Origin of the sequence: Blastomonas sp. AAP25 (genome assembly GCF_001295965.1) — a bacterium.
Taxonomy (GTDB): domain Bacteria; phylum Pseudomonadota; class Alphaproteobacteria; order Sphingomonadales; family Sphingomonadaceae; genus Blastomonas; species Blastomonas fulva.
The window spans coordinates 1-25,684 of record NZ_LJHP01000015.1 but is presented as its reverse complement, the minus strand read 5'-3'; the positions used below and the strand labels follow the sequence as shown (position 1 = coordinate 25,684).

The window sequence follows — 25,684 nt, the reverse complement described above, 5'->3', positions numbered from 1 at the left end:
CCAATCGATGAAGCATACCGGTAAGGCGATCATCACCTGTGCAGTCACGGGATCGATCCACACGCCCAGCATGTCGCCCTATCTGCCGGTCACGCCCGACGAGATAGCCGAGCAGGCGATCGAGGCGGTCGAGGCGGGGGCGGCGGTGCTGCACCTGCACGCGCGCGATCCGATCGACGGAAGGCCATCCCCCGATCCTGCGCTGTACATGCAGTTCCTGCCGCGGATCAAACAGCAGACCGATGCGATCATCAACATCACCACCGGCGGCGCCCCGGGGTTCAGCGAGGACGACCGCATGGCCGGGCCGCTGGCCGCGAGCCCCGAGATGACCTCGCTCAACATGGGGTCGATGAACTTCGGCTTCTGGCCGCTCGCCGACAAGTTCGACTGGAAGCACGAGTGGGAACGCGAGCTTATGCTGGGCTCCAAGCGCTTCCCAGCCAACCACAATTTCGCGCTGATCGAACGGATCATGACCGAGCTGGGCGAGGGCCATGGCACCCGCTTCGAGTATGAATGCTACGATATCGGCCATCTCTACAGCGTGAAGCACTTTGCCGACCTCGGCCTGATCAAGCCGCCGTTCCTGATCCAGGGCATCTTCGGCATCCTGGGCGGGCTGGGCGCGGAACTGGAGAACTTCTTCCTGATGAAGCAGACCGCCGACCGGCTGTTCGGCGATGATTACATCATGTCGTGCTTTGCCGTCGGCCGCCCGCAGATGAAGTTTCTGGCGCAATGTGCGCTGGTCGGCGGCAGCGTCCGCGTCGGGCTGGAAGACAGCCTGTACATCGGCAAGGGCGAGCTCGCCGTCAGCAACGCGCAGCAGGTGCGCAAGGTGCGCCAGATCCTCGATGCGCTCGACATCCCGATCGCCACCCCCGAAGAGGCGCGAGAGATCCTGGGCACCAAGGGCGGGGACAGGGTGGCTTTCTGATGCGCTTTGCAACCGATACCGGCGGGACGTTCACCGACCTTGTCGTCGAGGAAGACGATGGTACGATCACGCTGCACAAGGCGGCGACTACCCCGTCGGACCCGGTGGCCGGCGTGCTCGACGCGCTGCGCGTCGCGGCCGATGCACGCGGGCTGACGCTGGCCGACCTGCTCGCGCGCGGCGACAGCTTCATCCATGGCACCACGCATGCGATCAACGCGATCATCCAGGGGCGCACTGCGCGCACCGCATTGATCGTCACGGCCGGGCACCGCGACATGCTGCTGTTCCGTGAGGGCGGCAGGGCCGAGCCGTTCAACCACGCGCACGCCTATCCGCAGCCATACGTGCCGCGCGCGCTCACCTTCGAGGTGCCCGAGCGGATCATGGAGGGCGGCAAGGTGCTGACCGCGCTCGACGAGGCCGCGACCGAACAGGTGCTCGAGGCGATCGCGCAGGCAGATGTCGAGGCGATCGCGGTCGCCCTGCTGTGGTCGACGGTCAACCCGGTGCACGAAAACCGCATCGGCGCAATGATCGCTGCGCGCTTTCCGGGCACGCCCTTCAGCCTGTCGCACAGCGTCAACCCGACGCTGCGCGAGTTTCGCCGCGCGTCGTCTGCGGCGATCGATGCGTCGCTCAAGCCCCTGATGGGCGCGTATCTCGGCAGCCTCGAAGCGCGGCTGGCCGAAGCCGGGTTTGCCGGGCGCGTCATGGTGCTCACCAGCGCGGGCGGCATGGTCGACGCGCGCGAGGTCGCTGCGCAACCGATCTCCGCAATCAATTCCGGCCCGTCGATGGCCCCTGTGGCGGGGCGTCACTACGCCTTGCGCGAGGGCGGCTTCGACAACGCGATCATCGCCGATACCGGCGGCACCACCTACGACATCTCGATCATCGCCGACGGCCGCGTCGCGATGACCCGCGATCTGTGGATCGGCGAGCCGTATCGCGGGCATCTGGCGGGCTATCCTTCGGTCGAGGTCAAAAGCGTCGGCGCAGGCGGGGGCAGCATCGCGCGCGTCGATGCCTCAGGCCTGCTGCATGTCGGCCCGCAAAGCGCAGGCGCGATGCCCGGCCCGGTCTGCTACCAGCGCGGCGGCACCTTGCCCACGGTCACCGATGCGTGCGTGGTGCTGGGCTATCTGGACCCTGATTTTTTCCTTGGCGGCAAGATGCAGCTCGATGCTGAAGGCGCGCGCCGCGCGATCGAGGAGCACATTGCCGCGCCGCTTGGAGTTTCCATCGAGGAAGCCGCGTGGTCGATCGTCGACCTGGCCACCGAAGCGATGGTGCAGGCCATCCAGGACCTCGTCGTCAACCAGGGCATCGACCCGGCCAGGGCGGTCTTGATCGGCGGGGGCGGGGCGGCGGGTCTCAACTCGACCTTCATCGCGCGGCGCCTGGGTTGCCCGCGGCTGCTGATCCCCGAGACCGGCGCAGCGATGAGCGCGGCAGGTGCGATGATGTCCGACATCACTGCCGAGTTCGCTGCCACCGTCCACAGCAACACCGCGCGGTTCGACAGCGACGCGGTCGGCGCTGCGGTGGCCGGGCTGGCAGCGCGCGCTGCCCAATTCATTGCACGGTCGGGCAGGCCGGGCGAGACGCATTTCATCGCCGAGGCCCGCTACGAAGGCCAGGCGTGGGAGATTGACGTCCCGCTGCCGAACACCGATTTTGCCAGCGACCGTGCGATCGCGGATTTCCGCAAGCGCTTCGAGGCAGAGCATCTGCGGCTGTTCACGATCGTCGATCCGGCATCGGACATCGAACTGATCGGCCTGCGCGCGCGCGTGCAATGTTCGGCGCGCGACGGCGCATCGGACTTCAGGCTCGCGATGCACCAGGCCGAGCGGCGCGAGGCGGGCACGCGCCAGGTGTATTTTGCTGGCAGCGGCTGGTGCAGCACCGCGGTCTGGCGGCTCGAGGCGATTGCGCCGGATCTCAAGATCGACGGCCCGGCGATCATCGAATCCGATTTCACCACCATCGTCGTCGATCCGGCGTCGTGTTTCTGGCGCTCGGCGCCGGGGGCCATCTTGATCGAGGAGCGCTCGCAATGACTTCGCCCAGCTTCAACGGCGCGCAAATGGCGGTGCTGCGCAGCCGTCTCGATGGCGTGGTGCGCGCGATGTCGAACACGTTGCTGCGCACCGGGCGATCGGGAGTGCTCAACCGTGCGCGCGATTTCTCGTGCTGCATCCTCACCCATGACGGCGAGCTCATCACCGCCGCCGACAGCCTGCCGATCCACGTGCTGTCCGGGCCAGATCTGATGGTCAAGTCGGTGAAAGACTTCCACCCGGTCCAGAAGCCGGGCGATGCCTTCCTGCACAATTCGCCTTATCACGGCTGCTCGCACCCCGCCGACCTCTCTGTGATCGCACCGGTTTTCGATCCCGAGGGGCGGCACCGCTTCACCCTGCTCGCCAAGGCGCACCAGGCTGATATCGGCAACTCGCAGCCTACGACCTATATGGGCGAGGCGACCGACGTGTATAACGAGGGCGCGCTGATCTTCCCCGCCGTGCAGGTGCAGCGCGACTGGCAGGACATCGACGACATCATCCGCATGTGCAAGGTGCGCATCCGCGTGCCGCACCAGTGGCATGGCGATTACCTCTCGACCGTCGGTGCAGTCCGCGTCGGCGAGCGCAACCTGACCGCCTTGGCCGAGGACATCGGCTGGGACCGGCTCGAAGCGTTCGCCGGGGAGTGGTTCGACTATTCGGAGGCGCGCATGGCCGAGGCGATCGCGGCATTGCCCGCAGGCCAGGTCAGCGGCAGCTCGACGCACGATCCGTTCCCCGGGCTTCCCGCCGAGGGGGTCGAGATCACCTCGCACATCACCGTCGATCCGGCAGCGGGCCGGGTGACGGTGGACCTTGCCGACAATCCCGATTGCATGCCCTGCGGCATGAACCTGTCCGAAGCCTGCGCGCGCACCGCCGCGATGATCGGGGTGTTCAACAGCATCGACTATCAGGTACCCAAGAACGCAGGCTCGTTCCGGCGGATCGACGTGCGTTTGCGCGAAGGGTGCATCGCGGGCATCCCGATCCATCCGTTCTCGTGCTCGGCAGCTACCACCAACATCGCCGACCGCGTCGCCAACTCGGTGCAGACCGCGCTCGCCGGGCTGCAGGATGGCATCGGCATGGCCGAAGTCGGCGCGGTGATCGCGCCTTCGGCCGGCGTCGTCTCTGGGATCGACCCCCGCAGCGGCAAGGCGTTCGTCAACCAGGTGTTCCTGGGCATGAGCGGCGGGGCTGCAAGCCCGGTCGCCGATGCGTGGTGGACGGTGGGGCATGTCGGCAACGCCGGGCTGTGCTGCATCGACGGGGTCGAGCATGCCGAGATCGTCCAGCCCATCCTCGTTCACCGGCGCGCGTTCGTGCCCGACAGCGAGGGCGCTGGCCGCACCAATGGCGCGCCATCGACCGTCATCGAGTTCGGTCCCGTGGGCGGTGCGATCGACATCGGCTATCTGTCCGACGGCCACGTCAATGCGCCGGTGGGCGTGCGTGGCGGTGGATCGGGCGGCGGTGCGGACCAGCATATCATCCATGTCGACGGCAGCAGCGAGCGGCTCGCCGCCTGTGCACAGGTGCATGTCGAGGACGGCGAGCGCGTGCTGGCGGTGTCGTGCGGCGGCGGTGGCTACGGATCACCCTTCGAGCGGCCAGCCGAGACGGTGCTGCGCGACATGGCCGAAGGACTGATCAGCGCCGAGCGGGCGCGCAGCATATACGGGGTCGTCGCGCTGCCGGACGGGCGGCTTGACGGTTTTGCGACACGGCAATTGCGGGAGCACCATTCATGAGCATTCCAGCGACTCCGATCAGGCACGCGGTGGTCACCGCGGGCGCGGCGAACATCGGCCTTGCCATCGCGCACGTCTTTGCCGGCGCGGGCTGGAAGGTCAGCATCTGCGATGTCGATCCGACCGCGCTCGACAGCGCATGTGACGGTCATCCGGGACTTTCGGGATACTGCGTCGACGTTGCCGATCCGGTCGCGGTGGAGGCTTTTGCGGCCTCGATGGGGCCGGTCGACGTGCTGGTGAACAACGCCGGGATCGCAGGGCCGATCGGCGGGATCGAGACCAACGCGCCCGACGAATGGGCGCGCTGCTTTGCGGTCAACGTGCAGGGCGCGTTCCACATGATCCGCGCAGTGGTCCCCGGGATGAAGAACGTGGGCAGCGGCGCGATCATCAACATCTCGACGGCATCGGCGGTCACCGGGCTACCCGGGCGCACCGCTTATGTCGCATCGAAATGGGCGCTGGAGGGGATGACCCGCAACCTGGCGCGCGAGCTTGGCCCCGATGGCATCCGCGTCAACGCGATCCGCCCGGGTTTCATGGACACCGAACGGATGCGGATGCTGATGGGGCGGGCGGCCGAAGCGCGTGGGCTGACCGTGCCTGAAGTCGAAGCCGAGGCGCTGGGCTTCATCTCGCTGAGGACCAAGATCCAGCCGTCGGAAATCGGCGACATGGCGCTGTTCATGGCATCGGACGCGGCGCGGCACGTCACCGGGCAAATCATCGGCGTCGATGGCAATTGCGAATGGGAAGGCTGACAGCATGGCACGCATCAAATCGCTGACAATCGAGGAACTCGCCGAGCGCGGAATCGACACCAGCCCGTTTCTCGCCGATTTCGCCGAGTTGCCCGGCAGCATCACCACGCTGGGCTACCGGCCCGATATCCTGCAGGCCACGCTTGGTCTTTGGACCGCGATCATGGGGGCAGGGCGCGTGGCAGCCGATCTCAAGTACATGGCGGGCTATCTCGCCAGCATGGCCGCAGGCTGCCAATATTGTTCGGCGCACACAGCAAGCAACGCGGCGCACAGCGGCGCTTCGGTCGAGAAGATCGCGGCGATCTGGGATTATGAGCGCAGCCCGCTGTTCTCGCAAGCCGAACGCGCCGCGCTCTCCTTTGCGGTGCTTGCCGGACAGTCCCCCTCCGGAGTGACCGATGCAGCGATGGCGCAACTGGCCGTGCATTTCGACGAGCAACAGATCGTCGAACTGCTCGCGGTCATCGCGCTCTACGGCTTTTTCAACCGCTGGAACGACAGCCTCGCGACCACGCTCGAAGAGACTCCCCGCCGGTTCGGCGAAGCCCATCTGGCAGGTCAGGGGTGGCAAATCGGCAACCACGCCGGATGAGCTGGCACGGATCGCGCGCGCCGCGATCCTGATCCGACAGCCCTGCGCCACGGCGCTGGTGCGCCCCATGCGGCAATGGCTGTTGCCGCCACGAGCAGACTAATCTGTGGCAGCCGCGCGTTATTCCCGTATCACCGTCTCCGGGCCTTGCTCTGGAGACACACATGACCGACGCGAATTTCGACATCATCGTTTACGGGGCGACCAGTTTCGTCGGCCAGATCATAACGCGGTACATGAAAGAGCAGTTTGCGGACGGGTCGATCAGATGGGCGATCGCCGGGCGCTCGCTGGCCAAGCTGCAGAGCGTCAGCGAGGCGGTCGGGCTGTCGGGGGTTGAGATGATCGTTGCCGATGCCGCCGACGAGGCCGCGTTGCGGAAGATGTGCGCGCGGACCAGCGTGGTGATGTCCACTGTCGGCCCCTATGCGCTGTACGGCAGCCTGCTGGTGCAGGTCTGCGCCACCAGCGGCACGCATTATTGCGACCTGACCGGCGAGCCGCAATGGATCCGCAAGATGCAGGCACGGCATGAAGCCGACGCCAAGGCAAGTGGCGCTCGGATCGTGCACTGCTGCGGGTTCGATTCGATCCCGTCGGATCTGGGCGTGCATTTTCTCCAGCGGCACGCGCTGCAGCGCTTCGGCCAGCCGTGCGAGAAGATCGCGATGCGGGTCGTCAGCATGAAGGGCGGCGCATCGGGCGGGACCATCGCGAGCATGATCAACATGGTCAAGGAAGCGGTGGGCGATGCCGATCTGCGGCGCGAGCTGAAGGACCCCTACAGCCTTTGCCCGCCGGGGCATGGGTTCTCGGCCCCGCAGCGCGAGGTGAAGATAGCCCATGACGATGCCTCGGGGGGCTGGATCGCGCCGTTCATCATGGAGGCGATCAACGCCCGGGTGGTGCATCGGTCGAATGCGCTGAGCGGCAACAGCTATGGCACCGGCTTTCGCTACGAAGAGGCGGTGGTGACCGGGGACGGCGCGCGCGGCAAGACGGCGGCGCGGGCGACGAGCTGGGGCCTGAATGCCCTGATGCTGGGTCTGGCGGTGCCGCCGGTGCGCTGGCTGCTCGAAACCGCGGTGCTGCCCAAGCCGGGCGAGGGCCCAAGCGAGAAGGCGCAGCTGGAAGGCGGGTTCGATATCGTGTTCCGCGGCACGACCACCAAGGGCGAGACGATCGCCTGCCGGGTGACGGGGGATCGCGACCCCGGCTATGGATCCACCGCCAAGATGCTGTCGCAAGCCGCGGCGTGTCTTGCCCGCGACGTGGCGGACGATGTTCCGGGAGGGTTCTGGACGCCGGCGACGCTGCTGGGCGACAGGCTGATCGAGCGGCTGCAGGCCGATGCCGGGCTTACGTTCGAGCTGCTGGAATAGAGGGTGGTCCAACCGGCGCGGGGTGCGCGTCGGTCATCGCCGCCAGCCGCTGCGGCAACGCCGAGAGGATCTGCTGCTTGCGGTCATCAGGCGCGCTCGGCCATTCGACGATTTCCGCGATGTCGCGGCCGCAGCCCGCGCAATAGCCGCTATCGGGTTCAATCCGGCAGGTCAGGTTACAGGGTGACTTCACGCCGCGCACAAACCACAACGCCCCCCTGCGCGCAAGCGCACCATTGTGGGAGATGCGCGCAGGCGCACCGGTCCGGGAGACGGACGCGGCGGGATCAGCCGAACTGCACCGCCGATGCGCATTCGGCCTCGAGCAGGCCTGCAAAGGAGCGGGGATCGACCGGGCGGCTCCAGTAATAGCCCTGGCCGCAGTCGAAGCCGATCTTGCGCACGATGTCGGCCACGGCCTTGTGCTCGATCCCCTCGACGACCGTGCGGATGCCCAGACCCTTGGTCATGCGCTGCATGGCCTTGAGCACCTCGATCCGCGGATCGCCCGGGCGCAGGCCGAACACGAAGCTGCGGTCGATCTTCAGCGTCTGGACCTCGATCTGGGTCACGCTGTTGAGGCTGGCAAAGCCGGTGCCGAAATCGTCGAGCGAAATCGCGACGAACATTTCCGACAGCTGCTTGAGCACCTTCAGGTTGAGCGAGCCTTCCTGAAGCGTGATGTTCTCGGTGACCTCGATCTCGAGACATCCGACCGGAAGGCCGCTGCGGTAGAGCGCGCTCTGCACGTCGAGGATGAAATCAAACGTCGCCACCTGAAGCGGGAAGGCGTTGACCGACACCACGAGGTCCATGCCGAAGCGCTTGTTCCAGTGCGCGATCTGCTGGCAGGCGGTGTCGAGCACCCAGCGCCCGACGCTGCGCGACTGGTCGAGCCCGCACAGCACATCGATGAAGTCGGCGGGCATCAGCAGGCCGCGCGTGGGATGCTGCCAGCGCAGCAGCACCTCGACCTTGACGATGGCGCCGGTGCGCAGATCGACGATCGGCTGATAGGCCAGCACGAAATCGCGGTCCGGGCGCGCGGCGAGCAGATCCTGCGCGATCTCGTGCCGCTGCAGCGCAAGCTTGCGCAGTTCGGAGCTGTAGGTGCAGGTTTTGCCCTTTTCGATCTTGGAGGTCAGCACCGCAAGATCGGCATTGGCGGCAAGCACATCGGCAGTGGTGCCGTCGCGCGGCGCAACCGTGAGCCCCGCGCTCATGTCGATCCGCGTGTTCTGGTCGCCCAGGATGAACGGTTCGATCAGCGCAGCGCGCATGGTTTTGATCACCGTGTGCATCGCCTGTTCGGCATCGCTGCCATTGAGCACGACCGCGAACTCATCGCCGCCGATGCGGTAGATGTCCACGCCATGGGTCCGCACCACAGCCCAGCGTTCGACGATCTGCCGCAGCAGCCGGTCGCCCTCGGTATGGCCGTATTTCTCGTTGACGCTCTTGAACCGCGCCAGGTCGATCATCGCGACGCTGGTTTCGGTCTGGTAGCGCGCGCCGCTGTCTAGCGCCGCCTTGATCGCGAGGTGAAACGCGCGCCGGTCAGATCGTCGTGCATCACCAGATGGCGCAGCTGCGTGACGGCCTCTTCCAGCTCGGTCTTGGTGCGGATGATCTCGCGGTTCGCCGCGGCGCGGGCCAGGATGGTGCCCACTGCGCCTGCCACCGCGATCAGGATGCGCAGCACCTCGGACGAGAACGGGCGCGCCTGGTCGACCTGGTCGAACCCGACGAACCCCATGACCGAACCGTCCCACTGCACCGGTACAAGCAGGATCCCGACAATGCCCTGCATCTCGAGCAGTTCGCGAAGCTCGGGGGCAAGATCGATCGCATCGATCGAGGGAACATGCAGCGGCTCGCCGCGCTCGAAGCCCTCGCGCCAAGGTGCGATGATGTCCATCGGCATGTTCTGGAGGACATCGATCATCGGCGCCACGCCGTCGCTGCACCATTCGTGCGTGTTGTCGAGCAGGTCGCCGGGCTTTCGCTGGAACACATAGGCGCGGTCGACGCCGCTCAGGATGCCCATGCCCGACAATATCTTCTCGATCGCCAGATCCGCGTCGCACACATGCGCCGATATCGCATCCGCAAGGATCTCGACCACATGCGCCTGTTGCTCAAAACTCTGCGATATCACGGCCTTCTCCAGCAACCGCGATCACGCCTAGCAAGGGCAGTCTAAGGTTTGGTTAAGCGCGGCATCGGCAGCAGCGGCATGCCGTGGCGTCAGCCCCGGCAGGGCACGCCCGTTTTCGCGGCGAGCGCGATTCGGCTGTCGCGGCGATAGATGTCCGGGCTGAACGCGATCGTGCCGTCGGCAGCGGGCGCGGCGGTGAAATAGGCGAGGTATACCGGGATCGGGTTCGCCAGATCGAAGGTCACCGAATTGCCCGCCTTGACCGCTGCGGCGACCTCGGTGCTGGTCTTGCTGCCTTCGAGCAGAACGGTGGCAAATCCGACCGCATCGTCGATCCGCACGCAGCCATGGCTGAAGGCGCGGGTCTCCCTGGCGAACAGCGCCTTGCTGGGGGTGTCGTGGATATAGACGCTATAGGGATTGGGCATCACCAGCTTCATCTGCCCGAGCGCGTTGCCGGGGCCGGGCTTCTGCCGCCATTGCCCGCCCGTCTGGACATATCCCTGGCTTGCCGCAAAGCGCCCGCCCTTTTCGCGAACGATGCTCACCGGGATGTTCCACCAGGGGTTGAGGTTGACGCCGGTGATCTGGGTCGCGAACACCGGGGTCGGGGTTGCGGTCTTGCCGACAATGACGCGCCATGCCCGGTCGGGCTTGCCTTGCCGCGTCAGCCGCGCCTCGAAGAACGCGGCGTTGATCAGCAGATGGTTCACGCCCAGTTCCCGCGGCATCCAGCGCCAGCGTTCCATGTTGCGGGCGATCACTGCCTTGCGGTCCGGGTCGCTCTCGATGGCATAAGCGGCGCGCAGGGCGGCATAGTCGCGGTGCGCGGGACGCAGGCCGGTGAGGAACCTGGCGAGGCTGTCGCTGGCAAGCGCCTGGTCGAGCCCCTGACCCAGGTCGGTCTGCGCATCGGTATCGGGGATCTGCCAGCCGGCCTTCTGGTTTGCAGGCGAAGCGCCCAGCAGATGCATCGCGGCGAGCTTCAGCGCGAGCGTGCGTGCACTCAGGTCGAACGCCGGGCCCGGCCCTTCGCGCAGCGCGGTGTCGAGCTCTGCGGTGTCCAGAACCGGAAGCGCATCCTGCGGCGCGGCGGCGATCCACTGGCGCAGTTCCTGCGCCTGCGCGATCCGCCAGGACGCCGCATGCGCCGATGTCGAGCCTGCAACCGCCAGCCCTGCCAGCGCCAGGCCGAGCAGCGCCGACCTTGTCATCCGCGATTTTTTCTGCATTCTTGATCCGTCCGTTTGCACTTTGTGCCTGGAGTGCCCAATTCTGCGGTGACTGAACTGTTTGACGGTGTAGCAATGAAACTGACACGACGCCACTTTATCGGAGCGCTGGGGCTGGGGGCAGCCGGGCTTGGGGTAGACGGCCTGGGGGTAGGCGGGCTGGGCGCGCCGCGCGCCTTTGCCGCCGTTCGCACCGATGCCGCTCCGGGTCTGCTCGCCAAGGCCAGGGCGGCGCTCGACGCCCATGGCGCCAAGGTACCGCACCGCGACGTTGTCGGCCTCGTCGATTTTGCCGCACCTTCGGGCAAGCCGCGCTTTCAGGTCATCGATCTTGCCAGCGGGCGGATCGTGTCGAGCAACCTTGTGGCGCATGGGCGCGGGTCTGACCCCGCCAACACCGGCTTCGTGCAGCGATTCTCGAACGAACCGGGATCGAATGCCTCGTCCGCAGGCAGCTTTCTGGTGGGCGAGAGCTATGTCGGCAAATATGGCCGCTCGCGGCGGTTGCACGGGCTCGATCCGCAAAACGACCTGGCGTTCGATCGCGCCATCGTGATCCACAGCGCCGATTATGTCAGCCAGACCATGGCGAGCACATCGGGCAGGGTGGGGCGCAGTTTCGGCTGCTTCACCGTCTCGCACAGCGATATCGCCATGGTGCTGGCGCAGCTGGGGCCGGGACGGCTGCTGTTCTCCGCGCGCTAGGCTGGCGGGTCGTCAGCGCCCGGCGCTCCCGCCCGGCAACGCCCCCAAAAGGGGACGAAGCCGGGCCGGAAGCACCGGTGACGCGTGATCACCAGATGCGGATGCGCTTTTCGGGCGGCAGGTACAATGCGTCGCCCGGCTTGACGTCGAATGCCTTGTACCACTCGTCGAAATTGCGGACGGTGCCGTTGGCGCGGTAATTGGCGGGCGAGTGCGAGTCCGTCTGCAGCTGCTGGCGCAGGAACTCTTCGCGCGACTTGTTGCGCCACACCTGTGCCCAGGCCATGAAGAAGCGCTGGTCGCCGGTCAGCCCGTCGATTACCTTGTCCTCCTTGCCGTTCAGGTGGATCTTGTAGGCGCGATACGCCATCGACAGACCGCCGACATCGCCGATGTTCTCGCCCAGCGTGAGCGCCCCGTTGACGCAGGTCTTGCCGTCGTCGAGCGGGCACAGGGCGCTGTACTGAGCGACCAGCGCGCTGGTCAGCTTCTTGAAGTTGGCCTGGTCTTCTGGAGTCCACCAATCGCGCAGCACGCCGTCGCCATCCGACTTGGAGCCCTGATCGTCAAAGCCATGGCCCATTTCATGGCCGATGACCCCGCCGATCGCGCCATAATTCACCGCAGGGTCCGCGGTCAGGTTGAAGAACGGCGGCTGCAGGATCGCGGCGGGAAAGACGATCTCGTTGCGCGGCGGCGAGTAATACGCGTTCACCGTCTGCGGCAGCATGAACCATTCGGTCTTGTCGATCGGCTTGCCCAGCTTGGAGATGTTGTCCTTGTAGCCCCAGGTGGTCGCGGCGATGACATTGTCGAGCGCCTTGCCCGGCGCGATCGCCAGGCTGTCATAGGTCTCGAACTTTTCGGTATAGCCGATCTTGGGGGTGAACTTGGCGAGCTTGTCGCGCGCCTCCACCTTGGTGGCATCGCCCATCCAGGTGATGTCGTCGAGGTTCGCCGCCATCGCCTTGCGCAGATTGCCGACCAGATCGTCCATCGCGGCCTTGTTTTCCGCGGGGAAATAGCGGTCCGCATAGATCTTGCCGACGATCTCGCCCATCGTGCCTTCGACCGCGGCGACACCGCGCTGCCAGCGCTCGCGCTGCTTCTGCTGGCCGCCCAGCACCTTGCCGTAGAATGCGAAATTGGCCTCATCGATATCCGAGGGCAGCACGCTGGCGTTGCTCGAGAGGAAACCGGCTGCAAGCCAGGCCTGCCAGGCCGCGATCGGCGCGGTGTTGGCGAGCGTGAACAGCCCGCCGATGCCGCTGCCGAGCTTCGCCGCCTGTTCGGGGGTCAGCTTTTCGGCGGCGAGTTCCTCGGCGGTCGGGGTGAGCTGGCGGACGACGAAGTCCTGCTGGCCGTCGACGCCGATCGCCTTCATGAAGGTCTCGACCGGGAAGCCGCCGCCCAATGCCACCATCTCGGCCTTGGTGAGCTTGTTGTAGGTAAGGTTGCGGTTGCGGCCGACAGCGCGGTCCCAATGCGCGGTCGCGATCTGCTTTTCCAGATCATAGACCGTCTGCGCGGTGGCTGCCGGATCGGCATAGCCTGCCTTGCCCATCAGGAAGGTCAGATACTGCATGTATCCGGCGCGGATCTTCAGGTTCGCCTCGCTGTCGACGAGATAATAGTCGCGGTCGGGCAGGCCCAGGCCCGCCTGGGTGACCTGGAAGATATAGGTGTCGGTCTGCTTGGAATCGATATCGACAAAGCCCGCCACCGGGCTGCGGAAGCCGGGCGCGCCGAACAATTTGGCAAGGTCTTCGCGGGTCTTGGCCGCCTTGATCTTGTCGAGATAGGGCTGGGCAGGGGCAAGGCCCGCCGCGTCGATCGCTGCTGTATCGAGATAGGAATTGTAGAAAGCGGCAACCTTGCCTGCGCCGGTCTTCGGATCGGGCTTGGTTGCGGCGAGCTCGTCGATGATCTTGCGCACGCGCTGCTCGGACTTTTCGGCGAGCAGCGTGAACGCGCCATAGCGGGTACGATCGGCGGGCATTTCGAAGCTGTCGAGCCACTTGCCGTTGACATAGGCGTAGAAGTCATCGCCGGGCTTGACCGCCGGGTTCATCACGGTGGTGTCGATGCCCCAGTTGCCCCAGTAATCACGTGCGGTGGTGGTGATGCCCTCGGCATCGGGGGTGCCGGCCAGCGGCGCGTCGGCAGACGCTTCGCCTTCGATCAGCAGGTCGATTTCCGGGCCCTTGCCGTCGGTTTCGTGCGCGCTGACAGGTGCCGCCGCCAGCGCGATGAGCGCTGCCGATGCCAGCAGAATCGATTTTACCATATGTAGCTCCCCTAAGGTCTGTTGAGCCCGCATTGCGGGCGGTCGCCATGCCGCGCCGGAACGGCGGACTGCGACGATGCGGGCAGCCTAGGGCGTGTCCGACAGGCGGGCAAAGCTTTTCGGCAGGCAGCAGGGCAGCGTCGACCAACGGCTTTGCAGCGCCGGCTGGCCGCGCCGCCCCCGCCGCCGCGATCAGCCGGGCATCGCGATCGTTCGCCGGCCGGGCAGGACGCTCAGGCTGCTGCTCCCGGCCAGGTCGGTGCTGCGTTCGCGAATGGTGCGCAATTTGTGCCAGTGCGCGGTGGCGCTTTGCTGGGTCAGCTGCAGCGTCATGTAGCCGCGCGAGCTGGTATCGGCCCATTTGAGCTGCGGATTGCCGCGCACCAGTGCGCCTGCGACATCGGCGGGGGCAATCGTCGGCGCATAGGCCTCGAACCCCGGCGAGCTGATCGAATGACCGGCAAACTCGACCCCGGCGGGCTTGCCGCCCGCATCCAGATCGAAGCCCCAGCCATTGTGGCTGTCGCCCGACAGCACGACCAGATCGGCGTCCGCGGCCTGCGCGGACTGGAGCAGCGCCTCGCGCTGGACGGGGTAGCCATCCCATGCGTCCATGTTGAACGGCAGGCCGGCCTTGCTCGCGGCAAGCCCCGCAGCCGATCGGCTGCGCACGATCGCGGGCGCGTCCCTGGGCACCCAGTCGGCGGTTTCGAGCGGAAGCTTCATCGATCCCATCACGCATTGCTGCGCCCACACCTGCCAGCGAGTTCCCGACGCCTTGGACGCCTTGAACTGGTCGCCCAGCCAGCGCGCCTGATCGTCACCCAGCATGCGGCGGGCAGGGTCGACCCATTTTTCGTCGCGGAACCTGGCCAGTGCTGCAGCGATGTCGCCGCCACCGGCAAAAGCTTCCGAAAGTTCGATCGGCTTGTCGCGGCCCGACAGGCGGCTTTCGGTGCGGATCAGCGTGGCAAGGTTGCCGATCTGGTAGCTGGTCCACAAGGGGTCGGCGGGCGCCAGATCGGCGACCGGCATCCACTCGCGATAGACCTGTTCGGCGATGCGGCGGCGGGTCGCATAATCGCCTTCGCTGTCGCTCTGATGGTTCTGCGCGCCATCGCGATAGCTGTCGTTGGCGATCTCGTGGTCGTCCCACATCGCGATCATCGGCACCACCTGGTGCAGCCGCTGCAGATCGGCATCGAGCCGGTAGCTGGCATAGCGCAGCCGGTAATCGGCCAGCGTCACCATCTCGTGATCGGGCTGGACGCTGCGCCCGGGGAGCGCCTGACCGCGCGTGGGGTACACGTCGAGGCCGTATTCATAGACATAGTCGCCGGTGTGCACCGCCAGATCCAGGTCGTTGCGCGCGGCGGCATGGGCATAGCCGTTGAACCACCCAAAGGGCAGGTTGGAGCAGGAGAACACGCCGATGTTGAAGCCTGCGGTCTCGCCCACCGGCAGCGTGCGGGTGCGGCCGACCGGTGACGTGCTGCCATCGGCCGCCACGAAGCGATAGAAATACCAGCTGTCGGGCTTGAGCCCGGTGACGGTGAGCTTGGCGATATGGTCGCGCGCGGCGCTGGCAGTTACCGACCCGCCGCCCACAGGCCTGTCGAAATCGGGGGTAGGGGAGAGCTCGGCGGTCAGCCGTGCATCGCTGTCCGCAACATAGCGCGTCCACAGCAGCACCGAACTGCCCGAAGGTTCGCCGCTCGCCACGCCATGGGTGAAGCCGCGCCCTGCAAACAGCGCCTGCGCCGCACCGGGAATGGACAATGCGGCAAGCCCGAAGGTGCCCGCCTTGATCAGCAGCCTGCGGTCGATTGTCATGGTCATGGGGATGGCCTCTCCGGAGTGTTTTGGCAGCGCATCGGACAGCGCGCGTGTCTGATGGTCAAGTCCCGTGTCGTGCGTGTGACAATGCCACCAAATTTAGAAAATTACAGAAATATGACATATGAACGTCTTTTATATTACAATGATGTTGCATTGACTGTCACATAGGCATAGCATTCGACCTGTCACGTTGAGAAAGGATCAGATGACATGAACACCAAAGTTATCGCAATCGCGGCCCTGGCCGCCCTCGGTATGGCTGCGCCTGGCTTTGCCCAGCCTGCGCAGAACCGGGCGGCGGCGAATGAAATCGGTTATGATGCCGGCGCGCTGGGCTATGCCGCGCTGCTGCAGGGCAATTACCCGGCCGCTCTGGAACAGATGCAGGCCGCAGAGAAACAGGTTTCACCGGCCGCCCGCCGCGATCCCGCAAGGTTGATCAACATGGGGCTGGCCTATGCCAAGATGGGCGATGTTGCTTCGGCGCGTCAGCATTACCAGGCGGCGATCAACGCCCCGGCATCGTTCGACATCATCCTGTCGGACGGGCGCGTGATGGACAGCCGCGTTGCCGCGCGCCACGCCATGCGCCGCCTCGATCAGGGCTATGCCAGCCGCTGATCGCGCCGATCGATCGAAAATCACCAGCGCCCGGCCGGACCTGTTCCGACCGGGCGTTTTTGCGTCCGGCTGTGGGACAGTTGTGGCAATTAAGTCACCTTATTCGCGCAATGCGCATGCGCGCGGCGACTCATTCGGCGCTCGCCAAGGCCTTGGCTGAACTGCAGGCTTCGCCCAGGCGTTCGGATTAGTCCTTATTTATTAGGTGGATAGGTCGGTGCATCTGCCCCGTGACCCGGTTCTGTCACATAAGACTCCAAACCGTCATAATCCTGTCGCTCCATTGTCACTGAAATAGCGCCGCAGGTTCATCTTGCCTGCCTATCTGCCCCTTCGAACGGCGTTCCAGGGGGTGGAATCAGCTCATCTCCGCCTCGTTCCAGAAAAGCCGACAGACTGATCTGTCCTGATTTGCGGAGATTCAAAGATGCTCAATGCACGTGTTCGTTCGGTCCTGATGGCTTCGGCCGCGGCCCTGGTAGTTACCGCTTGCGGCGCAGATGACGTCGCATCGCCCGGCGAAGGCGTCATCGTTGTTCCGGCTCCCACGCCGGCACCCGCGCCGGCCCCGACGCCGACTCCGACCCCCACGCCGACCCCGACCGGTCCGGCTGCAGACTGCCCCAACGGCACCGCCAATGTCGGCACCATCACGCTGGGTGGCGGCGCAGTTGCCCGCAACTGCCAGCTTTCGGGCACGATCACGACCAACCTGGTGATCCCGCGCCGCGCCGGCACTGTCTACTCGCTCTCGGGCCGCGTACAGGTCGGCGTCGATGTCGGTGCCGCAGGTGGCGCCGGGACCTCGGCCATCCTGACCATCGAGCCGGGCGTGACCTTCTTCGGATCGTCGGGCGCGGACTTCCTGCTGGTCAACCGCGGCTCGCAGCTGTTTGCCGAAGGCACCGCGACTCAGCCGATCATCTTCACCGCACGCGACAACGTCGTGGGCACCGCCACCGCCAACTCCAAGGGCCTGTGGGGCGGTGTCGTGATCCTCGGCCGCGCGCCGCTGTCCGACTGCGCCACCGGTTCGCCGACCAACCCCGGCGGCACCCGCACCGATTGCTCGGGCGTCGTGGAAGGCACCAACGCCAATTATGGCGGCGCGGTGCCCACCGACAATTCGGGCCGCATCGCGTTCTTCCAGGTTCGCTATTCGGGCTTCGAGGTCCAGCCGGGCAACGAGCTCAACGGCATCACCCTGGCAGGCGTGGGCTCGGGCACCTTCTTCCAGAACGTGCAGGTCTACAACAGCTCGGACGACGGCATCGAATGGTTCGGCGGCCGCGTCAACGGACGCAACCTCGTCGGCCTGGGCAATGACGACGACACCTTCGACATGGATCTGGGCTATCAGGGCTTCAACCAGTTCCTGCTGGGCATCCAGACCGCCAGCGCCAACCACGTGATCGAAGGCGATTCGAACGGCAACGAAAACGCCGAGCCGCGCACCAAGTGGTCGATGTCGAACGCCACGTTCGTCTCCACCCAGACCACCGCGGACGAAGCGGCGATCCTGCTGCGCGGCGGCATGGACTTTGCCGCGTTCAACAGCGTGATCAGCGGTCCCGGCTGGTGCCTCGACGTCGACAGCGCGATCACCATGCAGGCTTCCGGTGCTGCAGGCGACGAAGCCGGCCCGCCGCGCTTTGAATCGGTGTTCCTCAGCTGCCCCAACGCCTTCACCGATGATGGCAACGTGACCGTTGCCGCCATCCAGGCGCTGTTCACCGCCGGATCGAACAACACCACCAACGGCACCTCGACGCTGTCGGGCATCTTCATCAATGGTGCCAACGAAACCGCGCGTCCGGTGTTCAACGTCACCGCGATCAACAGCTTCTACAACTCGGTCACCTATATCGGTGCGGTGCGTGATGCTGCCGACACGCGGTTCCAGGGATGGACCTGCGGCCTTTACAGCAGCACGCCTGCTTGCACCGCCGTGCCGACCATTCCGACCACCTGATTGCAAACCGCTGACCGGTTTCGGGGCGGCGGCGAAAAGCGCCGCCGCCCCTTTTTGATGAATTCTTGGAGGGACTCATGGCGAAATTGACGCCGCTTTCATTCGCTGCATTGCTGATGGCCAGCTCAGGCTTGATTTCGCCGGCCGCCTTCGCCCAGGAAGCCCCCGCGCAGCCGACCCAGGATGCCGCCCAGCCGGCTGCCGAGGAACCGGACGCCGAGGAACCCGCCCAGGAAGAGATCGAAATCTCCGGTCCCGGTGCGGGCGGCGGCAGCAGTGAAATCGTGGTGCGCGGTCGCTTCATCCCCAACCCGATCCGCGCGACCTCCGAGGTGCTCTCGGTCCTCAGCGAAGCCGATATTGCGCGTACCGCCGATGGCGACATTGCCGGATCGCTGCAGCGCGTGACCGGCCTCAGCGTCGTCGGCGGCCGCTTCGTGTTCGTTCGCGGTCTGGGTGAGCGCTATTCGCTCGCGCTGATGAACGGATCGCCGCTGACCTCGCCCGATCCGCTGCGCCGCACCGTGCCGCTCGACATCTTCCCGACCAGCGTCATCGCCTCGACCACCATCCAGAAGAGCTATTCGGTGGACTATCCCGGCGAATTCGGCGGTGGCGCAATCAACCTCACCACCAAGTCGGTTCCGCGCGACCCGTTCTTCAAGATCGAGGTCGGCACCGGCGTTGACACCATCACCACCGGCGAGGTGGGCTATACCTATTTCGGCTCCTCGACCGATTTCACCGGCTTCGACAATGGCGCGCGTACGCTGCCGCGCAACCTGCGCAACGCCTTTGCCTCGGGCAATCCGATTTCCGTGGGGGCCAACTTCACCGCCGGTGAAGTGCGCGACCTGACCGCAAGCCTGGCCAACGCCAACACCGCGCTGATTCAGCGCAACAACAACATCCCGGTCAATTTCTCGGGCCAGATCAGCGGCGCGACCAGCTTTCTGATCGGCGATGTCAACATCGGCATCGTCGGCGCGACCGGCATCAACAACACCTGGCGTACGCGCGGCGGCGTCCAGCAGATCTCGCAGGGCATCGTGCCGGTGAACGGCGTCGATACGCTCAACCCCGACATCGATTTTCGCTATCTGACCACCGAGAACCGCATCGTCGTCAACGGCCTGCTGGGAATCACCGCGGACGTCGGCGAGCACAAGTTCAAGCTCACCAACGTCTTCATCCGCGATACACTGAAGGACGCATCGATCCGTGAAGGCATCGACGCGCGCGTCACCGACACCCGGTTGATCAACCGCAGCCGCACCAACTGGTTCGAGCGCCAGCTGATGAACACCCAGTTCGTCGGCGAGATGAAGTTCGACGATTTCCGCCTCAACTTCCGCGGCAGCTACGCCAATTCGCAGCGCGAAGCCCCGTATGAGCGGACGTTCGACTATACCTTCAACGCGGTCGCTGGTGACTTCGTCAACGATCTCCAGTCGGCGGGCGAGGGCGCGCGCATCGCGTTCAGCGATCTCGACGACAATGTCTACGGCGCCAATGTCGACCTCGCCTATGACACCGACATCGGCTTTCCGATCACCTTCTCGGCGGGCTATGCCTATTACAAAAACGACCGTACCTCGATCCGCCGCGACTTCCGCTTCCTGAGCGGGCAGGGACCGCTGCCGTTTGCGGTTTCGCAGCAGCGCCCCGACTTCCTGCTGTCGGACTTCAACGTCTACACCTTCGATGTTCGCCTGGTCGAAACCTCGGGCACCAACGGCGCGGCAGCCTATGATGCCGGGCTGGAAGTGCATGCAGGCTATCTGCAGTTCGAGGCCAAGTTCACCGACACCCTCAAGCTTCAGGCTGGCGTGCGCTATGAAGATGGCTCCCAGTTCGTGCTGCCGATCGATCTGTTCGGCCTGGGCAGCGCCAATCTGGTGGCGACCAGCATCAAGAAGGATGACTTTCTGCCTGCCGCGACGCTGACCTGGAACCTGGCCGAGGACATGCAGGTGCGCTTTGCCGCCTCCAAGACCATCGCCCGGCCGCAGTTCCGCGAACTTGCGCCGCAGCAGTATCTCGATCTGGAATTCGACCGCACCTTCTTCGGCAACCCGTTCCTCAAGAACAGCCGCCTTATCAACCTCGAAGCGCGCTACGAATATTTCTTCGGGCGTGACGAGCGCGTGACCGCCGCGATCTTCTACAAGGACATCAAGGATCCAATCGAAAACCTCGGTTTCCGTCAGGGCGACAACTTCTTCACCACCTTCGCCAACGCGCCGACCGCCACGCTGTACGGTGCGGAAATCGAGCTGGTGAAATATTTCGATCTGATCGATCTGGGCGGCACCTTCTTCGAGGAACGCCGTCTGCTGATCGCGGGCAACTACACCTACACCAATTCGGATGTGAAGGTGACCGCGCAGGACCAGATCGCCGATCCGCTGAGCGGCAACATGGTCGCCGCCTCGACGATCTTCCGCACCGGCGGCTTTGCGCTGACCGGCCAGTCCGATCATATCGCCAACATGCAGGTCGGGCTTGAAGGCACCGGCGAACGTCTGTCGCAGCAGACCATCCTGCTGTCGTGGAACAGCAACCGCGTGACCAACCGCGGTCCTGCGGGCCAGCCCGATTTCATCGAATATACCGGTCCCCGGCTCGACTTCGTGTGGCGCGAGGGCTTCAAGGTCTTCAACAAGGTCGCCGAGCTCAAGTTCGAGGCCCGCAACCTGCTGGGAACCGATTATGTCGAGTTCCAGCAGCTCAACACTTCGACCATTCTCAACAACGCCTATGACATCGGCCGGGCCTTCTCGATCAGCGCATCGCTGCAGTTCTGATCGGTCCAAGCCGGCCAAACGATATGTGTGATGGGGGGCAGTCCGCAGGGGCTGCCCCTTGCCGTTGGCGTTTCAGGCCGATCACGCGCGCATTTGCATTCAAATATCTGTCATAAACTGGTAATCCAACCGTCATGCGCCGCGCCTAGCAGCGTGTCAGGGCCAAGGGGATCGGCCCGCAACGGGGAGTGATTCGTGGCATCAGCGGCCCATCACGGCGCGCAGACAGGCCTTGGTGCTTCTCTTTCCCGATTCCGGTCGGCAAGATTTGCAGCCCCGGCCAGCGGTCTGGCGCGGTTTCTGCCCAAGGGGTTGTATGGCTGGCTGCGGGCGCTGCTGATCCTTGCGCTGGTCATCCAGATCGCGCGGCTGATCTGGACCATCATCACACCGATCGCGCCTTTGGGCGACTGGCAGGCGCGCACCGCCAATGTCATGTCCGCGCCTTCGCGCGCCGCGCTGTTCGCGAGCTTCGACGGGTTCGACCGCGCGGCGGCCGCGGGCGATGCCAGCGCGGCAGTCACCTCGCTCGATCTGACGCTCTACGGTTTGCGGATGAACGAGGCTTCGGGCGGCGGCTCGGCGATCATCGCCGGGTCGGACGGCGTCCAGCGCAGCTATGGCGTGGGCGAGGAGGTGGCACCGGGCGTCAAGCTGGTGCAGGTGCTGTTCGATCATGTCGTGCTCGAACGCGGCGGATTGCGCGAGAGCCTGTTCATCGACCAGTCGGTTCCCGCCGATACCGTGGGCGACACAGCGGCGGCGCCAGCCACACCGGCGCAGGCGCTGCCTGTGGCGCAGGCCGGGCCGCTCACTGCAGAGGCGATCACCGCGGGCATCGGCTTTGCCCCGCGCACCGAGAACGGGCGGGTCAGCGGTTTTGCCGTCACCCCCAAGGCCGATGGCGCGGTGTTCGCGCAGGCCGGCTTCAAGCCCGGCGATATCGTCACCGAAATCAACGGCCGCAAGGTCAGCTCCGCGCAGGATGGCGCGGCGTTGGCAGGGCAGCTTCGTTCCGGAGCCCGGCTGTCGCTGCTCATTGAGCGCGGCACCGAGACCCTTCCCATTGCGCTGATCATACCGGAACCATGAAAAAACACATTTCAACCCTGGCGCTTTGCGCCGCGCTCGTGTTCGCGTCACCTCTGGCCGCGCAGCACAGCCTCAATGTCCGCGATGCCGATGTACGCGCCTTTATCGAGGATGCGGCCACGGTGACCGGGCGCACGTTCATCATCGATGGCCGGGTGCAGGGCAAGGTTTCGGTGGTTACCGACCGACCCTTGAGCCGCAGCGAGTATTTCGAGGTGTTCCTCTCCACGCTGCGCGCCAACGGGCTGATCGCGGTGCCGACCGCCAACGGCGCCTATCGCATCCAGCCGACCGATGGCGCAGCGTCTGCGCCGGGCCGGGTGGGCAGCCGCGGCGGGCAGAACGAGTTCGTCACCGAGGTCTTCCGCCTGCGCGCGATCGACGCGACCACCGCGGTCGAGACGCTGCGTCCGCTTGTCAGCCGCGAAGGATCGATCACCGCCAACCGCAGCGGCAACAGCCTGGTCGTCGCCGATTATGCCGACAACATCCGCCGCATTCGCTCGCTGATCGGCCAGATCGACCGCGACAATGCGACCACCCAGGTGATCACGCTCAACCATGCCGGCGCGCGCGAGATCGCGATGACGCTGCAGCAACTGGCGCCCGCGCCCGGCGGCGGCGCGGAAGGCGGCGGGGGCGGCGCGCCGCTGGTGTCGGTCGTTGCGGTGGATTCGAGCAATTCGGTCGCGCTGCGCGGCGATGCGCCCACCGTTGCGCGGCTGACCGCGATCGCCAGGGAGCTCGATGCGCGCGCTGCGAACGGCAGCGAGATCCGCGTGATCTGGCTCGATTATGCCGATGCCGAACAATTGGTGCCGGTGCTGCAAATGATGGTCGGCGCGCAGGGCGGCGGCGGTTTGCAGCCGATGTCCGCGACGCCTGCGGCGGCTCCCTCTGCCAATGGCGCAGCCCCGGCTGCGGCGTCCGCCCCGATCGGCGGCGCGGTGGGGCTGTCCAACGGACGCGGCACCGCGATCATCACCCGCTATGAGGGCGCCAATGCGGTGATCATCTCCGCCCCGGTCGATGTCCAGCGCTCGCTCGCCGAGCTGGTTCGCCAGCTCGATATCCGCCAGGAACAGGTGCTGGTCGAGGCGATCATCGTCGAGATCTCGGACCGGGTCGCGCGCGAGCTCGGTGTGCAGTTCCTGATCGGCGGCAAGGACATTCCGTTCCTCGTCACCCCGTTCTCCAACGTCGCGCCCAACATCCTCGATATCGCGGGCGGCATTCTCGCCAACGATCTGGATGAGACCACCACGGTGATCAACGGTGATACCGTGACCACCAGCAACAACAGCGCGGTGGGCGATTTCCTGCGCCAGAACGCTGCCAACCGCATCTTGGGCGCGCGCGGCGGCTATACCGGCTTTGCTGCCGATATCGGCAACAACCGGGTCTTGGGCGCGATCATCAATGCGGTGCAGGAGGACAGCGAGTCCAACATCCTGTCGACGCCATCGCTGACCGTGAACGACAATGTGCAGGGCTCGATCCTGTTCGGCCAGGAGATCCCAATCAGCACCGGCGAGGCGCTGTCGAACAATTTCGACAACGCCTTCCGCACCATCCAGCGGCAGAATGTCGGCATCGAGCTCGAGGTGAAGCCGCAGATCAACGCGGGCAACCAGGTCAAGCTCGACATACGGCAGGAGGTCAGCTCGATCGTCGGGCCGGTGAGCAACGATTTCAACGAGCTGATCATCAACAAGCGCGAGGTCAAGACCACGGTCACGGTCAAGGACCGCGAGATCATCGCTTTGGGCGGTCTGCTCGACGACAACGAGCGCCGCACGATCCAGAAGATCCCGCTGCTCGGCGACATCCCGATCATCGGCGAGCTGTTCAAGTCGCGCGGGCGCGAGCGGACCAAGACCAACCTGATGGTGTTCATCCGCCCGACGATCCTGCGCACCGCCGAGGACGCGCAGGCGATCGCGGCGCGGCGCTACAATTATGTCCGCGCGGCGCAGATCGAGTTCAACCCCAAGGTCGAACCCTCGCTCGACACCATCGTGCGCGACTATCTGGGCGCGAACATTCCGGTCGCCGCGCCGCCGGGGCCGAATGACCAGGTGATCGCGCCGCGTCCGATGCCCGGCAGCGGACCGCTCGATACAACCACGCTGCCTGCCAGCCAGCCCGGCCAGGCCGAGCTGCCGCCGGTGGGGGGAGACCGGCCATGAAGATCCGCAAGGGCGAAGCCGGCGACGGCACGATCGATGAAGCCGCCGCCGACGCGCCGCTCGAGCTTGCCGCCGAACGCAGCCTCGCGCGGATGATGCTCGACATTCCCTATGGTTTTGCCCGCGACAACGGCGTGGTGATGCTGGGCGAGGCCGACGGGCGGCTCAAGGTCGCGCTGCGCGAGGGCGCGGACCCGATCACATTGCTCGAGGTGCGGCGCTATCTGGCGATGCCGTTCGATGTCGAGCTCGCCCCGGTGGCGCAGTTCGAGCGCTATCTGTCGGATCATTACGCGGTCGAAGGCAATGCCGCGGCGATGGCGAGCTCGATGAACATCGATGGCAGCGATCTGGAGATGCTGGCGAGCGACCTTCCCAGTGCCGAGGATTTGCTCGACAGCGCCGACGATGCGCCTGCGATCCGGCTGATCAACGGCGTCATCGCCGAGGCGGCGCGGCAGGGCGTGTCGGATATCCACATCGAGCCCTATGAGACCGGGCTCGTGATCCGGATGCGGATGGATGGCGTGCTGCAGGAAAAGCTGCGGATGCCGCCCAATGTCGCGCCGGTGATCGTCAGCCGCATCAAGGTAATGGCGCGATTGGACATCGCCGAACGCCGCGTGCCGCAGGATGGCCGCATCGGGCTGACGATTGGCGGCAAACTGCTCGACGTGCGCGTATCGACGCTGCCTAGCCGGGCTGGCGAGCGCGTGGTGCTGCGTTTGCTCGACAAGGAAAACGCCAATATGGATCTGGGGCTGCTGGGCATGAGCCCGCGCACCCACAAGATCCTTGCCGAGGCGCTGTCCGAGCCCAATGGCATCGTGCTGGTTACGGGTCCCACCGGATCGGGCAAGACCACCACGCTCTATTCGTGCCTCAAGCAGCTCAACGACGGCTCGCGCAACATGCTGACCGTCGAGGACCCGGTCGAGTACGCCATCGAGGGTGTCGGCCAGACTCAGGTGAACCCCAAGGTCGGGCTGACCTTCGCCGCCGGGCTGCGCGCGATCCTGCGCCAGGACCCCGATGTGGTGATGATCGGCGAAATCCGCGATCACGAAACCGCCGAGATCGCGGTGCAGGCCTCGCTGACCGGGCATCTGGTGCTCTCGACCGTCCACACCAACGACGCGATCGGTGCGATCACCCGGATGCGCGACATGAAGATCGAGCCGTTCCTGCTCGCCTCGACCTTGCGCGCGGTCGTCGCGCAGCGGCTGGTGCGGCGGCTGTGCCCCGAATGCCGCGAGCCGGTGCAGGCCGATGGCT

General features: G+C 65.6%; 19 protein-coding genes. 13 read left to right on the top strand and 6 right to left on the bottom strand.

Features of this window, described 5'->3' with window-relative positions; translation table 11 throughout:
• Positions 1-7 precede the first annotated feature (7 nt).
• The 6 genes from IP68_RS11895 to IP68_RS11870 all read left to right on the top strand — a co-directional run bounded on the left by IP68_RS11895 (position 8) and on the right by IP68_RS11870 (position 7,507).
• Positions 8-940: a 3-keto-5-aminohexanoate cleavage protein gene (locus IP68_RS11895; protein ID WP_054135219.1), complete on the top strand. Its 933-nt coding sequence runs from the start codon at positions 8-10 to the stop codon at positions 938-940.
• Positions 940-3,006, top strand: coding sequence for a hydantoinase/oxoprolinase family protein (locus IP68_RS11890; protein ID WP_054135218.1), 2,067 nt, complete (start codon positions 940-942; stop codon positions 3,004-3,006). Before IP68_RS11895 ends, IP68_RS11890 begins: the two co-directional genes overlap by 1 nt.
• Positions 3,003-4,766 carry a hydantoinase B/oxoprolinase family protein gene (locus IP68_RS11885; RefSeq protein ID WP_054135217.1) on the top strand — a complete coding sequence of 588 codons (1,764 nt, stop codon included), beginning with the start codon at positions 3,003-3,005 and terminating at the stop codon, positions 4,764-4,766. The genes IP68_RS11890 and IP68_RS11885 overlap by 4 nt, the downstream gene beginning before the upstream one ends.
• Positions 4,763-5,530: an SDR family oxidoreductase gene (locus IP68_RS11880; protein WP_054135216.1), complete on the top strand. Its 768-nt coding sequence runs from the start codon at positions 4,763-4,765 to the stop codon at positions 5,528-5,530. Before IP68_RS11885 ends, IP68_RS11880 begins: the two co-directional genes overlap by 4 nt.
• A 4-nt stretch (positions 5,531-5,534) precedes the next feature.
• Positions 5,535-6,125, top strand: a complete 591-nt coding sequence (locus tag IP68_RS11875) for a carboxymuconolactone decarboxylase family protein (RefSeq protein ID WP_054135215.1) — start codon at positions 5,535-5,537, stop codon at positions 6,123-6,125.
• Between the two features lie 164 nt (positions 6,126-6,289).
• Positions 6,290-7,507, top strand: a complete 1,218-nt coding sequence (locus IP68_RS11870; RefSeq protein ID WP_054135214.1) for a trans-acting enoyl reductase family protein — start codon at positions 6,290-6,292, stop codon at positions 7,505-7,507.
• Here IP68_RS11870 and IP68_RS19780 read toward each other — a convergent pair.
• From IP68_RS19780 to IP68_RS11855, 4 genes are all read right to left on the bottom strand, one after another.
• A complete protein-coding gene (locus IP68_RS19780; RefSeq protein WP_082382325.1) occupies positions 7,485-7,700 on the bottom strand; it encodes a DUF1289 domain-containing protein in 216 nt (71 codons plus the stop codon). The two genes, IP68_RS11870 and IP68_RS19780, sit on opposite strands and share 23 nt — an antisense overlap.
• A 94-nt stretch (positions 7,701-7,794) precedes the next feature.
• Positions 7,795-9,042 carry a bifunctional diguanylate cyclase/phosphodiesterase gene (locus tag IP68_RS11865; RefSeq protein WP_231683956.1) on the bottom strand — a complete coding sequence of 416 codons (1,248 nt, stop codon included), beginning with the start codon at positions 9,040-9,042 and terminating at the stop codon, positions 7,795-7,797.
• Positions 9,027-9,665, bottom strand: coding sequence for a GAF domain-containing protein (locus IP68_RS20630; RefSeq protein ID WP_156318089.1), 639 nt, complete (start codon positions 9,663-9,665; stop codon positions 9,027-9,029). The genes IP68_RS11865 and IP68_RS20630 overlap by 16 nt, the downstream gene beginning before the upstream one ends.
• Before the next feature lie 89 nt (positions 9,666-9,754).
• Positions 9,755-10,897, bottom strand: a complete 1,143-nt coding sequence (locus IP68_RS11855; RefSeq protein ID WP_156318087.1) for a L,D-transpeptidase family protein — start codon at positions 10,895-10,897, stop codon at positions 9,755-9,757.
• A gap of 75 nt (positions 10,898-10,972) precedes the next feature.
• On the opposite strand from IP68_RS11855, the gene IP68_RS11850 reads away from it, so the two are divergent.
• Positions 10,973-11,602: a murein L,D-transpeptidase catalytic domain family protein gene (locus IP68_RS11850; protein ID WP_054135210.1), complete on the top strand. Its 630-nt coding sequence runs from the start codon at positions 10,973-10,975 to the stop codon at positions 11,600-11,602.
• 88 nt (positions 11,603-11,690) lie between these two features.
• Here the strand turns inward: IP68_RS11850 and IP68_RS11845 are convergent, their stop codons facing one another.
• The gene (locus IP68_RS11845; RefSeq protein ID WP_054135209.1) at positions 11,691-13,889 is read right to left on the bottom strand and encodes a M13 family metallopeptidase; all 2,199 of its coding nucleotides are present in this window, start codon (positions 13,887-13,889) and stop codon (positions 11,691-11,693) included.
• Between the two features lie 192 nt (positions 13,890-14,081).
• Entirely contained in the window at positions 14,082-15,728 is a 1,647-nt protein-coding gene (locus tag IP68_RS11840; protein ID WP_054135208.1) for an alkaline phosphatase, read from the bottom strand.
• Between the two features lie 210 nt (positions 15,729-15,938).
• Between IP68_RS11840 and IP68_RS11835 the strand changes: the two genes are divergently transcribed.
• The 6 genes from IP68_RS11835 to IP68_RS11810 form a co-directional block, all read left to right on the top strand.
• A complete protein-coding gene (locus tag IP68_RS11835; RefSeq protein ID WP_054135207.1) occupies positions 15,939-16,349 on the top strand; it encodes a tol-pal system YbgF family protein in 411 nt (136 codons plus the stop codon).
• 427 nt (positions 16,350-16,776) lie between these two features.
• Positions 16,777-18,321 (top strand): hypothetical protein, encoded by a 1,545-nt coding sequence (locus IP68_RS11830; RefSeq protein WP_054135206.1) that lies wholly within the window; start codon positions 16,777-16,779, stop codon positions 18,319-18,321.
• 77 nt (positions 18,322-18,398) lie between these two features.
• Complete coding sequence (locus IP68_RS11825) at positions 18,399-21,128, top strand: TonB-dependent receptor domain-containing protein (RefSeq protein ID WP_054135205.1); 2,730 nt, start codon at positions 18,399-18,401, stop codon at positions 21,126-21,128.
• A 195-nt stretch (positions 21,129-21,323) separates the two neighbouring features.
• Complete coding sequence (locus IP68_RS11820) at positions 21,324-22,220, top strand: type II secretion system protein N (protein ID WP_082382320.1); 897 nt, start codon at positions 21,324-21,326, stop codon at positions 22,218-22,220.
• Positions 22,217-24,409, top strand: coding sequence for a type II secretion system secretin GspD (gene gspD, locus IP68_RS11815; RefSeq protein WP_054135204.1), 2,193 nt, complete (start codon positions 22,217-22,219; stop codon positions 24,407-24,409). The genes IP68_RS11820 and gspD overlap by 4 nt, the downstream gene beginning before the upstream one ends.
• A gap of 92 nt (positions 24,410-24,501) precedes the next feature.
• A partial coding sequence (locus IP68_RS11810; RefSeq protein ID WP_054135230.1) for a GspE/PulE family protein occupies positions 24,502-25,684 on the top strand: 1,183 nt, incomplete at its 3' end.

What these genes read in the sequence shown, in the direction of transcription:
- IP68_RS11895 (WP_054135219.1), top strand. Translation starts at nt 8, where the DNA reads ATGAAGCATACCGGTAAGGCGATCATCACCTGTGCAGTCACGGGATCG.
- IP68_RS11890 (WP_054135218.1), top strand. Translation starts at nt 940, where the DNA reads ATGCGCTTTGCAACCGATACCGGCGGGACGTTCACCGACCTTGTCGTC.
- IP68_RS11885 (WP_054135217.1), top strand. Translation starts at nt 3,003, where the DNA reads ATGACTTCGCCCAGCTTCAACGGCGCGCAAATGGCGGTGCTGCGCAGC.
- IP68_RS11880 (WP_054135216.1), top strand. Translation starts at nt 4,763, where the DNA reads ATGAGCATTCCAGCGACTCCGATCAGGCACGCGGTGGTCACCGCGGGC.
- IP68_RS11875 (WP_054135215.1), top strand. Translation starts at nt 5,535, where the DNA reads ATGGCACGCATCAAATCGCTGACAATCGAGGAACTCGCCGAGCGCGGA.
- IP68_RS11870 (WP_054135214.1), top strand. Translation starts at nt 6,290, where the DNA reads ATGACCGACGCGAATTTCGACATCATCGTTTACGGGGCGACCAGTTTC.
- IP68_RS11855 (WP_156318087.1), bottom strand. Translation starts at nt 10,897, where the DNA reads ATGCAGAAAAAATCGCGGATGACAAGGTCGGCGCTGCTCGGCCTGGCG.
- IP68_RS11850 (WP_054135210.1), top strand. Translation starts at nt 10,973, where the DNA reads ATGAAACTGACACGACGCCACTTTATCGGAGCGCTGGGGCTGGGGGCA.
- IP68_RS11845 (WP_054135209.1), bottom strand. Translation starts at nt 13,889, where the DNA reads ATGGTAAAATCGATTCTGCTGGCATCGGCAGCGCTCATCGCGCTGGCG.
- IP68_RS11840 (WP_054135208.1), bottom strand. Translation starts at nt 15,728, where the DNA reads ATGACCATGACAATCGACCGCAGGCTGCTGATCAAGGCGGGCACCTTC.
- IP68_RS11835 (WP_054135207.1), top strand. Translation starts at nt 15,939, where the DNA reads ATGAACACCAAAGTTATCGCAATCGCGGCCCTGGCCGCCCTCGGTATG.
- IP68_RS11830 (WP_054135206.1), top strand. Translation starts at nt 16,777, where the DNA reads ATGCTCAATGCACGTGTTCGTTCGGTCCTGATGGCTTCGGCCGCGGCC.
- IP68_RS11825 (WP_054135205.1), top strand. Translation starts at nt 18,399, where the DNA reads ATGGCGAAATTGACGCCGCTTTCATTCGCTGCATTGCTGATGGCCAGC.
- gspD (WP_054135204.1), top strand. Translation starts at nt 22,217, where the DNA reads ATGAAAAAACACATTTCAACCCTGGCGCTTTGCGCCGCGCTCGTGTTC.